Origin of the sequence: Pseudomonas sp. JV245A (assembly GCF_032424515.1) — a bacterium.
GTDB lineage: Bacteria > Pseudomonadota > Gammaproteobacteria > Pseudomonadales > Pseudomonadaceae > Aquipseudomonas > Aquipseudomonas protegens.
Map to the genome: position 1 here is coordinate 1 of NZ_VYKE01000143.1, position 13012 is coordinate 13012.

The following is a 13012-nucleotide window of genomic DNA, read 5'->3' on the forward strand; positions in this document are numbered from 1 at the left end:
AAAAGGGCTGGGTTTGAGGAGGCTTGAGCAAGTTCTGCGCCAGGGCCTTTTCAGTGTGCTGAAAATCCGTTGCAGGCCTTGTGCGACAAGGCTGGCGGGCGGGTGCGCAATGGGTGCCAAAACGCCTGCTGCTGCTCCAGCAGCAATGCTCGTCGGCCCGTTGCTCCGACAGCAGCAGTCGCCGCGCAATGCTGCTGGTCGGGCAGCAGTCGGCGAGGTGCCGGTTTCGCGGGCAGCGGCCCAGACCCCGTAATCCGGGGCTTTGCCCGGTTGGCACGGGCGCTGCAATAGCCCTGGCAACAGCCATTGCACAGGAACTCGTTCATGACGCTTGCCGCCACATTGCCCACGTCCGCTGCCCAGCCTGAACTGGAGCAGATCTGGTTCACCCGCTGCCCGGTGCCCACGGCTTCCGGGATCGCCTACAAGCTGGGCTGGCTCAACGAGGAGTTTGCCGCCGACGGCCTGCCGGTCGCGACCCTGCAGGAAGCCCGGCAACTGGGCCATCACCATTACGATCACCAATTGCCCGGGCTGTTTCGCGAGGGCGGCAACGTGCCGGCCCTGGCTGCCCGCGCCGCCGGTTCCCCCAGCCGGCTGATCGGCCTGACCTGGATCGAGGAATGGCAAACCTTGCTGGTGCGCCCGGATTCCGGCATCAGCCGCCCCGAGCACCTCAAGGGCAAGCGCCTGGCGCTGCCGGCCTGGGGCGAAAACCGCCCGGGCAGCATCGCCCGGGCCATGAGCCTGCACGGCTACAAAGGCGCCCTGAGCCTGGCGGGCCTGGGTTTCGACGATGTCGAGCTGGTGGAAGTGGCGCTGCAGGACCAGGAGCGTGCGGCGACGCCCCAGGAAGGTTTGCAGCGCCTGTGGTCCGGCCTGGACTACCTGGTGCGCGGCGAGGTGGACGCGGTCTACGTCAAGGGGGCTGCCGCCGCCGATGCCGCGCGGCGCCTGGGGCTGGTGGTGGGCATCGACCTGGACCTGATCGCCGAGCCGCGCTACCGCATCAACAACGGCACGCCACGGCCGATCACCGTGCACCAGAGCCTCTTGGACAATCACTTCGACCTGGTGGTGCGCTTTCTCGCCCAGACCCTGCGCGCCGCCGACTGGGCGGCCCACAACCGGCCGGCCCTGAACGCCATCCTGGAAGAGGAAACCCGGGCCGGCAGTGCCGGGGTGAATGAGGCCTACCGCGGCGATTTCCACACCACCCTGGCGCCCGACCTGTCGCCGCAGCGCCTGGAGTTCCTCGATATCCAGAAAAACTTCCTCTATCGCCATGGCTTCCTGGAACGGGATTTCGCCATTGCCGACTGGGTCGACCCACGTCCCTTGCACGCCGCCCATGAACTGCTGGCCCAGCGCCGCGCCTGAACCCGGAGAATTGCCATGACCGTATTGATCAACGAACAACCCATTACCCAGGAACTGCAGGCCTTCATCGATCAGGTGCTGCTGGAGGCCGAACAGGCGTTCACCGTGTTCCGCGAAACCCAGACCATCACCGCCAACGGCACCGTGGGCTTCATCGAGCGGGTACCGGGCCAGGAACTGCTGGTCTCGGTGAACTACGGCGGCCCGTGGAACTACCGCAAACCGTTGCAGGCCACGGTCACCGACTTTGCCGGCAAGGTCATCCTCGGCCAGGGCAAGGGCGGCCTGGGACGCTATACCAAGCTGTTCCAGCAGCATGCCGACATCACCACCGTGTCCCATGTGCACTCGCCGTACCTGGGCGCCTGGGCCCAGACCCACCGCACGCTGCCGTTCCACTATGTGCCGGTGCAGCGCTACCAGCTGGCCCGGGAGCTGCCGGTGTACATCGACCGGCGCCAGCCCGAGGTGGACTTCATCCTCGACAGCATTGCCCAGAACCCCTTCAACCTGGCGATTCTCGAAGCCAACGGCGGCTCCACGGTATGGGGCAAGCAGGGCCTGCGGGCCACGGCGGAATTCATCCTGTTGCTGGAAGAGGGCGCGCAACTGCAACTGCTGGCCGACGCCCTGGGTGGCTCCCGCCCTTATGGCCCAGGCGTACTGACCCAGCAATGGAAGATGAGCGGCCTGTACGAGCGCGCCACGGAACTGGGCCTGGTGCCCGCCATCGACCGCCGCAGCTGACCTGCCGCCCCCTGGCTGCGGCTATCGGAGCTGTTGTAGGAGCTGGCTTGCCAGCGAAAGCGCCCGCAAGGGCGATACAAGGCTTGAGGGCCTCTTCGCCAGCAAGCCGGCTCCTACGCGGTGGGGGTGGGCGGTGGGCGGGGCAGCGATGGCTGCACAGGCTTCAATCATTCAAGGAACAGCTACATGGCAGTCAAGATTCTCTGGTACCTCACCACCCCCGACGGCCCCTATCCCTGGGAGCCGGAAGGGCGCTGGAACACCGATTTCCAGCACCTCAAGCAACTGGCGGTGGCCAGCGATCGCCTGGGCTACTACGGTTCGCTGCTGGGTTCGAGCCCCAATGAAAGCCTGGCGGTCTCGGCGGCGCTGATCGATGCCACCCAGCGCTTGCGCTTTTTGGTGGCACAGCACCCGGGGGAGTTGTCGCCGGCGGTGCTGGCCAAATGGGCGCTGACCTTCGATCAGTTCTCCAACGGCCGCCTGCTGTTCAACGTGGTCAACGGCAGTGACGCCGGGCTGGCCACCCTGGGGGTGCACTATCCCCACGATGAGCGCTATGACTTCAGCCTGGAGTACTGGCGGGCGTTCCAGGGCTTCTATGCCGGGGACACCGACGGCTACGACGGCCGCTACGTCAAGCTGGCGCCGCGCTCGCCGGCCGCGGCCGGCCATCCCCTGGGCGGCTGGCACGCGCCGAAGCAACGCCCCGGCATCCCGCTGTGGGGCGCCGGCACCTCCGGCCCGGGAGTGGCCCATTCGGTGCAGTTGCTGGATGTGTACCTGAGCTTTGCCGACACGCCGCCGAAACTCGGCGAGAAATTCCGCAAGGTGGCCGCCGAGGCGGCGAAGATCGGCCGTGAGCTGAGCTTCGGTACGCGCCTGCAGATCATCGTCCGGGAAACCGAGGAGGAGGCCTGGGCCCACGCCGAGAAACTGCTGCAGCGCACCTCGCTGCAGACCGCCCGGGCTTCCATCGAACGCCAGTTGCCGCCGGGGGAAACCCTGGACAGCTTCCACAGCGACGACCCGCAGATCCAGCGCAATGTCGAGGCGATCCGCGCCGGCCGCCTGCCCAAGGCCCGGGACCTGGAGATCTACCCCAATGTCTGGCTCGGCCCGAGCCTGTTCGGCTTCAACATTCTCGGGCCCGCCGCCGGCACCTACCTGGTGGGCAGCGCGCGGCAAGTGGCCGAGCGCATTCGTGAATACGAAGAGCAGGGCACTTCGGCCTTCATCCTTTCGGGCTTTCCGCTGATCGACGAGGCCCACCGGGTGGCCGACCTGCTGTTCCCGCTGCTGGACCTGGACCACGGTTTCGAGGTGCCGCGCCTGGGCGCCACGCTTGTGGCCAGGCAACCGGCCAAGGCCACCGAGCAGGCCTGAGGAGCGAGCCATGAGCGAGGCATTTTCCCGCCGGGTATTCCTCGGCCATTCCCTGGCCGCCGGTGGCGGCCTGTTGCTGGGCAGCAGCCTGCTCAGCGGCTGTGACAACGGTGCGGCGCCCGGTGCCGCGCCGCTGCTGCCCGGCACCCCGGTGCGCGGCGGGCGCCTGCGGGTGGGGATCATCGATGGCGACCAGTCCGGCAATCTCGACGCCCACAAACCGGTGGGCGGCGGGATCATTCGCGGCTGGGCGCTGTACAGCAAGTTCTGGGAATGGAACCCGGACGTCAGTACCCGGCTGGCCCTGGCGGAGTTCGCCGAGCCCAATGCCGACGCCAGCGTCTGGACCATTCGCATCAAGCCGGGGCTGGAGTTCCACCACGGCAAGAGCATCGGCGCCGACGACATGCTGTTTTCCATCCTGCGCCTGACCGACCCGCAACTGGCTTCGCCCTTTGCCGGGCTGGTGGGGGCCATCGATCGCCAGGCCCTGCGCAAGCTCGATCAGCGCACCATCGAAATCCGCTTCAAGCAGGGCCAGAGCTTCTTTCCCCTGGACGAAACCCTGATCAGCTTCGGTGCCATAGTGCCCACCGACTACCACCCGCAGACCAACCCGGTGGGCGCCGGCCCCTACCGGCTCAAGCGCTTCATTCCCGGCCAGCGCTCGCTGTACAGCCGTTTCGAGAACTACTACAAGCCCGGCCAGCCCTACGCCGACGAACTGGAAATCATCGAGTTCAAGGACCAGGTGTCGCGGGCGGCGGCGCTGCGGGCCGGGCAGATCGACGTGGCCAGCGGCGTACAGGCCGAGCACAGCGCGCTGCTCAAGGCCGATCCGCGGCTGCGCTTCTACGCCTCGCCGAGTACTTCTTTCACCGGCTTCAACCTCAATCTGGCCAAGGCGCCGTTCCAGGATGTGCGGGTGCGCCAGGCATTCCGCCTGCTGGCCGACCGCCAGGAGCTGGTGGACCGTGGGCTCAATGGTTTCGGCCGAGTCGCCAATGACCTGTATTCGCCCCACGACCCCACCTACAACCACGGCATTGCCCAGCGGCCCCATGACCTGGAACAGGCCCGTGCGCTGTTGCGTCAGGCCGGGCAGAGCGACCTGCGGGTGGAGCTGACCACCACCCCGGGCCCGGGGGTGAACGCGGCGCTGGTGTTCGCCCAGCAGGCGAAGAGGGCCGGGGTCGAGGTCAAGGTGACCCAGGTTGACGCTTCGGTGTTCAACGGCCCCCAGCGCGAACAGTGGCTGCTGTCGCCCGGGGCCACGCCGGCCCGGGGCTTTCTTGCCTCGGCGCTGCACAACGACGCCCCCCAGGCCATCTACAACCGCAGCAACTTTCACGACCCGCGATTCACCCAGCTGTACCAGCAGGCCCTGGCCCAGCCCGATCTGCAACTGCGCCGGCAATGGGTGCACGAAGCCCAGGCCATCCAGCACCAGCGCGGCGGGCTGCTGATCTGGGGCTTCAACGATGTGCTGGACGCGGCCTCGGTGCGGGTTGGCGGGCTGGTGCCGGAACAGACGACCTTCGCCTCCTGGCGCTTTGACGAAATGTGGTTGAACCATGCCTGACACCTGCCGCAACACGCCCCGTACCCCGGCCTGGCTGTCCTGGTTCGTCGGCCGCCTGGGCTACGGCCTGCTCACGGCCTGGGTCATCAGCCTGGTGGTGTTCATCGCCACCCAGGCGCTGCCCTCGGACCCGGCGCGGGTGATCCTTGGCCCCGATGCGCCCCTGGAAAGCATCCTCACCCTGCAACGGCAACTGGGGCTGGACCGGCCCCTGCTGGAGCAGTACCTGCACTGGCTGGGCCAGACCCTGGAAGGCGATCTGGGGCAGTCCCTGGATTCCAGCGCGCCTGTGGCCGACGTCCTCTTCGCGCGCCTGGGCTACACCCTGGCGTTGCTGGCCGGGGTCATCGCGCTGGTGGTGCCCGCGGCGCTGCTGCTGGGGGTGACCCTGGCCCTGCGTCGTGACAGCCGCCTGGACCGCTGGAGCCTGTCGTTGCTGATCTTCCTCAAGGCTACCCCGGGTTTTCTTCTGGCCATTGGCCTGGTGCTGCTGTTTTCCATGCCCCACATGGACCTGCTGCCGGCGGTGTCGATCCTCGACCCCCAGTTGGCACTGTGGCGCCAGCTGCAATTCCTGGTACTGCCGGTGCTGGCCTTGAGCCTGTCGGCCTTGCCCTACCTGACGCGCATGGTGCGCGCGGCAATGATCGAGGCCCTGGAATCGGACTATGTGATCGCCGCGAGGCTGCGGGGCATCCCTGAGTGGCGCATCGTCTGGCGCCACACCCTGGCCAATGCCCTGGTGCCGGCGGTGCAGGGGCTGGCCCTGACCCTGCGCACCCTGATCGGCGGGGCCCTGCTGGCGGAAGTGGTGTTCAGCTATCCGGGGATCGGCACCGCCCTCAACTCGGCGATCCAGATGCGCGATCTGCCGATGATCCAGGCCATCGTGCTGGTGATCACCCTGGGGGTGGTGCTGATCAACCTGTTGGCAGACCTGGCCACGGTGCTGCTGACCCCCAAGTTGCGTACGGCGCGGCGGGCCGGCCTGATCCGCCGCAACCGACGAGGCCTCCAGCCCTGGTGGCGCCGCTCGGCGCCCAAGGCTCCCTGAACCTGCGGCATGAGAACCTATCCATGAACGACTTACGCATTTCCCGCTGGCGCCTGTGGCTGGGCGAACCGCAAACCCGCAAGGGCGCATTCATCACCTTGCTGGTGGTCCTGCTGGCGCTGTTCGGGCCCTGGCTGGCGCCCCATGGCAGCACCGACATGCTGGGCCCGGTATACGGCGCGCCCGCTGCCGGCGCCTGGCTCGGCCATGACTTTCTTGGCCACGACGTGCTTTCGCGGTTGCTCAGCGGGGGCCTGTCGGTGTTGTGGATGTCCCTCGCGGCGGCCTCCATCGCCCTGCTGGTGGGCAGCGCCCTGGGGTTGCTGGCCGGCCTTTCGCGGCGCCGGCTGGACACGTTGATCAGTTGGCTGGCGGATGTTTCCCTGGCCTTTCCCGACCTGATCCTGGTGCTGCTGATCGTTTCGATGCTGGGGCGCGCGCCCTGGTTGATCGTGCTCACCGTGGCCATCGCCTTCACCCCCGGGGTGGTGCGCCTGGCCCGGGGCAGCGCGGTGGCGGTGGCGGGGCAGGAGTTCGTCGAGGCCGCGCAGATGATGGGCTATTCGCGCTGGCGGATCCTCTCTGGGGAAATCCTGCCGAACATCCTCACGCCGCTGCTGGTGCACTTCGGCAACATGCTGACCTGGGGCGTGGGCATGCTGTCGGGGCTGAGCTTCCTCGGCTATGGGGTGGCGCCGCCGGCCGCCGACTGGGGGCTGATGATCAACGAGAACCAGGCCGGGCTGCTGGTCCAGCCCTGGGCGGTGCTGGCCCCGGCGCTGCTGATCGGGGTGTTCGCCTACGGCACCAACATCCTCGCCGAGGGCATCGGCCGCAGTCAGGCGCGGATCGGGGAGAAAGGCCCATGAACGCCGTGGTGGAAGTGACCCGAGAGGCCCGGGTGCTGCAGGTTGAGGGATTGCGGGTGGAGCTGGCGGGTGGCGTGGAGGTGTTGTCCGGAGTCGGCTTCAGCCTGGCCGCGGGGGAAATTCTTGGCCTGGTGGGGGAGTCGGGCTCGGGCAAGACCACCCTGGCCACGGCCCTGCTGGCCCATGCCCGGCGGGGCGCGCGGATTGTCGAAGGGCGGGTCGAGGTGGCCGGGCAGTCGTTGCTGGACCTCTCGGCGCAGAACCTGCGCCGGGCCCGGGGCGGCCTGATCGGCTATGTGGCCCAGGACCCGGCCACCGCCCTGAACCCGGCGCTGCGCATTGCCGACCTGCTGGAGGAAACCCTGGCGGTGCATCCATCGCACCTGGACCGCCACGGGCGGCAGCAGCGGATCCGCGACACCCTCAAGGATGTGGGCTTGCCGGCGGATCGCGAGTTCCTGCGGCGCTTTCCCCATCAGCTGTCCGGCGGCCAGCAGCAGCGGGTGATGCTGGCCCTGGCCTTTGTCCTGCGGCCCCGGCTGATCGTGCTCGATGAGCCCACCACGGCCCTGGATGTGACCACCCAGGCGCACATCCTCGGCACCTTGCGCCACCTGTGCAAAAGCCTGGGTGTGGCGGCGATCTATGTGTCCCACGACCTGGCCGTGATCAAGGACCTGGTGGACCGGGTGCTGGTGATGTACGCCGGGCGGATCGTCGAAAGCGCCTCCCGCGAGGCGCTGTTTCGCCAGCCGGCCCACCCCTATACCCGGGGCCTGCTGGCGGCGATTCCCGATGTCGGCCAGCGCCGGCCCCTGCTGGCGATACCTGGGCAGGCCCCGGCGCCGGGGCAGCGGCCGGCGGGGTGTGCCTTCGCGCCCCGGTGCCCGCGCCAGCGTGCCCAATGCACAGCGGGCGAGCCGTTGCTGCAAGGGCTTGCAACTGATGTCCAGGTGGCCTGTATCGACCCTTATCGGCAGGCGTTGCCCATGCCGGCGCCCGTGGTGGCGGTGCAAGCGGCTGTGTCCGGCAGCGAACGACGGCCGCTGCTGGAGGTCCAGGGCCTGAACCTGGCCTATGACCGCCAGGTGCTGTTCGACGTCAGCCTGCAAGTGGTGGCGGGGGAGTGCCTGGCGCTGGTGGGCGAGTCCGGCTCCGGCAAGACCAGCCTGGCCCGGGCCCTGGCCGGGCTTGGCGAGCACGCCGAAGGCCGGGTGCGGTATGCCGGCCAGCCTCTGAGCCTGTCGGCCCGGCAGCGGAGCAAAGGGCTGCGGCACCAGATCCAGTACATTTTCCAGAACCCCTATCGGGCGCTGAACCCGCGGCACACCCTGTACCAGACCCTGAGCGCACCCCTGGAGCACTTTTTCGGCATCCGGGGGGCCGAGGCCAGGGCGCGGGTCCATGCGGTGCTGCAACGGGTGTCGCTGTCGCCGGCCCTGGCGGACCACTATCCCCACAGCCTGTCCGGGGGCGAACGACAGCGGGTGGCGATTGCCCGGGCCCTGGTGTGCGAACCCAAACTGCTGATCTGCGATGAAGTCACCTCGGCCCTGGACGTCTCGGTACAGGCCTCGATCCTCGCGCTCCTGCGCCAGTTGCAAGACGAAGGCCTGACCCTGCTGTTCGTCACCCATGACCTGGGCGTGGTACGGGCCATTGCCGACCGGGTGCTGGTGCTCAAGCAGGGACGGGTGGTGGAGCAGGGCGCAGTGGACGCCGTGCTGGACCGACCCGAGCACATCTACACCCGGACCCTGCTGGAGAATTCGCCACGGCTTGGGTGACATCTTCAGAAACCCTTGCACCGCCTTCGCTGGCAAGCCAGCTCCTGCAGGGGCTTGGGTTGTGGGGCATTTGCCGGTGGACTGTGCTGCGCCGGCCCTGGCGTGCGTCTAGCTGCCATAGCCCCGCAGTCGTATCGGTAATGAGCCAGAACATGCAAGACCTGTTGAACCAGATTCTCGATGAAGTCCGCCCCCTGATCGGCCAAGGCCAGGTGGCCAATTACATTCCGGCCCTGGCGGATGTGCCGGCCAATCAGTTGGGCATTGCCGTGTATGGCAACGACGGCCAGGTGTTCAGCGCCGGTGACGCCGATACGCCGTTCTCGGTGCAGAGCATTTCCAAGGTCTTCAGCCTGGTGCAGGCCATCGGTCATTCCGGCGAGGCGATCTGGGAGCGCCTGGGCCACGAGCCCTCGGGGCAGCCGTTCAATTCCCTGGTGCAACTGGAATTCGAGCGTGGCCGGCCGCGCAACCCCTTCATCAATGCCGGGGCCCTGGTGATCTGCGACATCAACCAGTCGCGCTTTGCCGCGCCGGCCTTGTCCATGCGCGACTTTGTCCGGCGCCTGTCGGGCAACCTGCAGGTGATGGTGGACGGTCGGGTGGCCGAGTCGGAGTACCAGCACCGCGCCCGCAACGCGGCCATGGCCTACCTGATGCAGTCCTTCGGCAACTTTCACAATGATGTGGAGGCGGTGCTGCGCAGTTACTTCAGCCACTGCGCCTTGCGCATGAGCTGCGTGGATCTGGCCCGGGCCTTCTGTTTCCTGGCCAACGACGGCTTCTGCAAGCACAGCGGGGAGCAGATTCTCACCCGGCGCCAGACCCAGCAGGTCAACTCGATCATGGCCACCAGCGGCCTGTACGACGAGGCCGGCAACTTCGCCTATCGGGTCGGCCTGCCGGGCAAGAGTGGGGTGGGCGGGGGAATTGTGGCGGTGGTGCCGGGGCAGTTCACGGTCTGCGTCTGGTCGCCGGAGCTCAACAGCGCCGGCAACTCGCTGGTGGGCATGGCGGCCCTGGAACTGCTCAGCCAGCGTATCGGCTGGTCGGTGTTCTAGTTACCAGGCGCCGGGGTTGCTCAGGCTGAGCTGCCCGCGATCGATGAAGCGCTGGGTGCCGAACAGCCCGCCGGCAAGCTTGCCGCGCAGCACGTAGGGCAGGTTGTCCAGGCTTTGGGTCTGGCTCAGGCCCAGGGTCTGGCGCAGCACCGAGAAGGCCGAGACGCTGACCGGGATCACCAGGATGTCTTCCGAGTAGCGGCCGATATGCCCCTGCTGGTCGCTGACCCCGGAGGCCAGGGGGCGGCCGTTGACTTCCAGGTCCAGGGCCACGCCGTTGTAGTCGATGGGGCTTTCGTTGGGGTTCTGCAGACGCAGTTTCACCGCGAAACGCATTTCCAGATCCTGGCTCGGCAGTGGCTCGATGCCCACCACATTGATCGCCAGTGGATCGCGATTGGGCAACAGCGCACAAGCGCTCAGGCTGAGCAGTACCAGGGTCAAGGCGATCAATCTACGCATGGAATACCTGTCGGCAATGGAAATGAATGGCTGGCCAGCACCTTGTAGCCGCTGCCGAGCCTGCGAGGCTACGACAAGGCCCGCAGGGCCTTGCCTGGCAAACCCCCGGCCAGCCTTCCACGGCCGAGGGCCCATCACCAGCGCTCGCAGCATAGACGCCTGCGAGCCTCAGGAGTTCGCTTTGCCGCTCATGTCCGGGTCTTGCATGACCTTGAGGGTCGCCGCTTCCGGATCGAACTCGTCTTCTTCCAGCTCAAGGAATTCCTCCGGCAGGAAGATGTTCAGGAAGATCGCGCAGAAGGCGCCCACGGTAATCGGCGACTCGAAGATGTTGTGCAGCGCCTTGGGCAGCTCGCGCAGCACTTCCGGCACCGCCGCCACGCCCAGGCCCATGCCCAGGGAGATGGCCACGATCAGCACGTTGCGCCGGTGCAGCCCGGCCTCGGCGAGGATCTTGATCCCGGCCACGGCCACGGTGCCGAACATGATCAGGGTGGCGCCGCCCAGTACCGGCTTGGGCATCAGTTGCAGCACCGCGCCGATCACCGGGAACAGGCCCAGCAGCACCAGCAGCCCGGCAATGAAGTAGGCCACGTATCGGCTGGCCACGCCGGTCAGCTGGATGACCCCGTTGTTCTGGGCAAAGGTGACCATCGGCAGGCTGTTGAACACCGCTGCCACCGCCGAGTTGAAACCGTCCGCCAGCAGCCCGGACTTGATGCGCTTGATGTACAGCGGGCCCTTGACCGGCTGCTGGGAAATCATCGAGTTGGCCGTCAGGTCGCCGGCTGCTTCCAGGGGGGAAATCAGGAAGATCACCGCCAGGGGAATGAAGGCGATCAGGTCGAAGGAGAAGCCGTACTTGAACGGCACCGGCACGCTCACCAGGGGCACCTCGGGCATGGCCGCCATGTCCACCCGGCCGAGCATCCAGGCCACCACGAAACCCAGGGTCAGGCCGATGACGATGGAGCCCAGGCGCAGCATCGGGTGGTTGAAGCGGTTGAGCACCACGATGGTCAGCAGCACCAGCGCCGCCAGCCCCAGGTTGCTCGCCGCGCCCAGGTCACTGGCACCGTAGCCGCCGGCCATGTCGGTGACCGCCACCTTGATCAGCGACAGGCCCATCAGGGTGATGATGGTGCCGGTCACCACCGGGGTGATCAGCTTGCGCAACTTGCCGATGAACTGGCTGAGGAACATCTCGATAAAGGCTGCGACAAAGCAGATGCCGAAGATGGTGGAGAGGATTTCGTTGGTGTCGCCGCCCCGGCCCTTGACCATGAAGCCGGCACTGAGCAGCACGCTGATAAAGGAAAAGCTGGTGCCTTGCACGCACAGCAGGCCGGAACCGATGGGCCCCAGGCGCCGGGCCTGGACGAAGGTGCCCAGACCAGAGACGAACAGCGCCATGCTGATCAGGTACGGCAGCTCGCTTTCCAGCCCCAGGACCCCGCCGAAGATCAGGGTCGGGCTGATGATGCCGACGAAACTGGCCAGCACATGCTGCAGGGCGGCGAAGATCGCCGCGCTGAAATGCGGACGGTCGTTGAGGCCGTAGATCAGGTCTGACTTGTAGCGGGGAGGGGAGCGGTCGGGTGCGGTCATGGGAAAAGGCCTGCCAGTGACGTGTGAAAACTACGGGGGCACACGTCGGAAAGTGGACGGGACTTGGGCCGCAACGCCATGTCATGGACAAGACGTGCGCACCCGGTCAGAAAAAAGGAGGCGCAGGATGCCAGAAAGGCGCCGCAGCCAGAAGGGCAAACAGGCGGAAAAAGCCAAGTTGGAAAGGATACGAAAGATACTGTTTCTCATTTGCCTTTATGGAATAATCCGCCTCCCCGATCTGCGGACCGCCCCCCGATGCTGCCGACCCCCAGCCTGCTGCGCAGCTTTCAAGAGCATTACGACGACCTGCTGAAGTTTCTCACCCGGCGCATGAGCGATCGCCAACGGGCGGCGGATGTGGCCCAGGAGACCTACCTCAAGTTGCTCAAGGTCGATCCGCAGACGGTGGAGGTGCACAACGACCGCGGTTTCATTTTCCGTGTGGCCGGCAACCTGGCCATCGACACCCTGCGCCGCGAGCAGCGCCTGGCGGCCAACCTCGCCGACGGCCAGGAGCACGCCGAAGCGGTGGACCCGGCCCCGGCACCGGAAGCCGTGCTGCTGGCCAAGGAGCGCCTGGCGGTGCTCGACGAGGCCCTGGCGCAACTCTCGGACAACGCCCGCCAGGCCTTGCTGCTCAATCGCCTGGAAGGCCTGACCCAGGCACAGATCGCATTGCGCCTGGGCGTTTCCGAAAGCATGGTGGCAAAATACATCGGCCAGGCCCTGCGCCATTGCCGCGACTGGCTGAAAGTCCACCATGAATGATTCCTTCTTGCCTGCCGCCGATGCCATGACCGACCACCCCGAAAGCCTCGAAGACGCCGCCATCGACTGGCTGGTGCTGCTGCACTCCGGCAACGCCACGCCGGCCCAGCGCATGGCCTTCCAGCAATGGCGCCAGCGCAGCCCGGCCCATGCCGCAGCGGCCGCCGAGGCCCAGCAACTGTGGGGTGACCTGGGGCAGACCGAGACCGCGCGGCAGCACCAGGCGCCGCCCGTCATGGTGCGCCGGCCACGGCGCTTCTGGCCGGCGCTGGCCGCTTCGCTGCTGCTGGCGCTGGGGGCTGGCC

General features: G+C 67.1%; 12 protein-coding genes. 10 read left to right on the forward strand and 2 right to left on the reverse strand.

Annotation, left to right across the window (positions count from 1 at the left end; translation table 11 throughout):
• Positions 1-324 precede the first annotated feature (324 nt).
• The 8 genes from F6S12_RS25740 to glsB all read left to right on the forward strand — a co-directional run bounded on the left by F6S12_RS25740 (position 325) and on the right by glsB (position 9866).
• A complete protein-coding gene (locus F6S12_RS25740; protein WP_315869456.1) occupies positions 325-1380 on the forward strand; it encodes an ABC transporter substrate-binding protein in 1056 nt (351 codons plus the stop codon).
• Between the two features lie 15 nt (positions 1381-1395).
• Positions 1396-2127, forward strand: coding sequence for a class II aldolase/adducin family protein (locus F6S12_RS25745; RefSeq protein ID WP_047336915.1), 732 nt, complete (start codon positions 1396-1398; stop codon positions 2125-2127).
• A gap of 186 nt (positions 2128-2313) precedes the next feature.
• Entirely contained in the window at positions 2314-3513 is a 1200-nt protein-coding gene (locus F6S12_RS25750; protein ID WP_212805349.1) for an LLM class flavin-dependent oxidoreductase, read from the forward strand.
• Between the two features lie 10 nt (positions 3514-3523).
• The gene (locus tag F6S12_RS25755) at positions 3524-5095 is read left to right on the forward strand and encodes an ABC transporter substrate-binding protein (protein WP_011061450.1); all 1572 of its coding nucleotides are present in this window, start codon (positions 3524-3526) and stop codon (positions 5093-5095) included.
• Complete coding sequence (locus tag F6S12_RS25760) at positions 5088-6149, forward strand: ABC transporter permease (RefSeq protein ID WP_015635723.1); 1062 nt, start codon at positions 5088-5090, stop codon at positions 6147-6149. Before F6S12_RS25755 ends, F6S12_RS25760 begins: the two co-directional genes overlap by 8 nt.
• Before the next feature lie 23 nt (positions 6150-6172).
• Entirely contained in the window at positions 6173-7018 is an 846-nt protein-coding gene (locus tag F6S12_RS25765; RefSeq protein WP_052470412.1) for an ABC transporter permease, read from the forward strand.
• Positions 7015-8805, forward strand: coding sequence for an ABC transporter ATP-binding protein (locus tag F6S12_RS25770; RefSeq protein WP_315869457.1), 1791 nt, complete (start codon positions 7015-7017; stop codon positions 8803-8805). Before F6S12_RS25765 ends, F6S12_RS25770 begins: the two co-directional genes overlap by 4 nt.
• 152 nt (positions 8806-8957) lie before the next feature.
• Positions 8958-9866, forward strand: a complete 909-nt coding sequence (gene glsB / locus F6S12_RS25775; RefSeq protein WP_011061446.1) for a glutaminase B — start codon at positions 8958-8960, stop codon at positions 9864-9866.
• On the opposite strand, the gene F6S12_RS25780 is transcribed toward glsB, so the two are convergent.
• Both F6S12_RS25780 and F6S12_RS25785 read right to left on the reverse strand, forming a co-directional pair.
• Complete coding sequence (locus F6S12_RS25780) at positions 9867-10328, reverse strand: LEA type 2 family protein (RefSeq protein WP_011061445.1); 462 nt, start codon at positions 10326-10328, stop codon at positions 9867-9869.
• A gap of 168 nt (positions 10329-10496) precedes the next feature.
• Positions 10497-11936, reverse strand: a complete 1440-nt coding sequence (locus tag F6S12_RS25785) for a nucleobase:cation symporter-2 family protein (RefSeq protein ID WP_011061444.1) — start codon at positions 11934-11936, stop codon at positions 10497-10499.
• A 258-nt stretch (positions 11937-12194) separates the two neighbouring features.
• On the opposite strand from F6S12_RS25785, the gene F6S12_RS25790 reads away from it, so the two are divergent.
• A complete protein-coding gene (locus F6S12_RS25790) occupies positions 12195-12707 on the forward strand; it encodes an RNA polymerase sigma factor (protein ID WP_026020027.1) in 513 nt (170 codons plus the stop codon).
• Positions 12700-13012 (forward strand): FecR/PupR family sigma factor regulator (locus F6S12_RS25795; RefSeq protein ID WP_315869458.1); only part of this gene is annotated, 313 nt, incomplete at its 3' end. The genes F6S12_RS25790 and F6S12_RS25795, both read left to right, overlap by 8 nt.

What these genes read in the sequence shown, in the direction of transcription:
- F6S12_RS25785 (WP_011061444.1), bottom strand. Translation starts at nt 11,936, where the DNA reads ATGACCGCACCCGACCGCTCCCCTCCCCGCTACAAGTCAGACCTGATC.
- F6S12_RS25765 (WP_052470412.1), top strand. Translation starts at nt 6,173, where the DNA reads ATGAACGACTTACGCATTTCCCGCTGGCGCCTGTGGCTGGGCGAACCG.
- glsB (WP_011061446.1), top strand. Translation starts at nt 8,958, where the DNA reads ATGCAAGACCTGTTGAACCAGATTCTCGATGAAGTCCGCCCCCTGATC.
- F6S12_RS25780 (WP_011061445.1), bottom strand. Translation starts at nt 10,328, where the DNA reads ATGCGTAGATTGATCGCCTTGACCCTGGTACTGCTCAGCCTGAGCGCT.
- F6S12_RS25740 (WP_315869456.1), top strand. Translation starts at nt 325, where the DNA reads ATGACGCTTGCCGCCACATTGCCCACGTCCGCTGCCCAGCCTGAACTG.
- F6S12_RS25755 (WP_011061450.1), top strand. Translation starts at nt 3,524, where the DNA reads ATGAGCGAGGCATTTTCCCGCCGGGTATTCCTCGGCCATTCCCTGGCC.
- F6S12_RS25745 (WP_047336915.1), top strand. Translation starts at nt 1,396, where the DNA reads ATGACCGTATTGATCAACGAACAACCCATTACCCAGGAACTGCAGGCC.
- F6S12_RS25770 (WP_315869457.1), top strand. Translation starts at nt 7,015, where the DNA reads ATGAACGCCGTGGTGGAAGTGACCCGAGAGGCCCGGGTGCTGCAGGTT.
- F6S12_RS25760 (WP_015635723.1), top strand. Translation starts at nt 5,088, where the DNA reads ATGCCTGACACCTGCCGCAACACGCCCCGTACCCCGGCCTGGCTGTCC.
- F6S12_RS25790 (WP_026020027.1), top strand. Translation starts at nt 12,195, where the DNA reads ATGCTGCCGACCCCCAGCCTGCTGCGCAGCTTTCAAGAGCATTACGAC.
- F6S12_RS25750 (WP_212805349.1), top strand. Translation starts at nt 2,314, where the DNA reads ATGGCAGTCAAGATTCTCTGGTACCTCACCACCCCCGACGGCCCCTAT.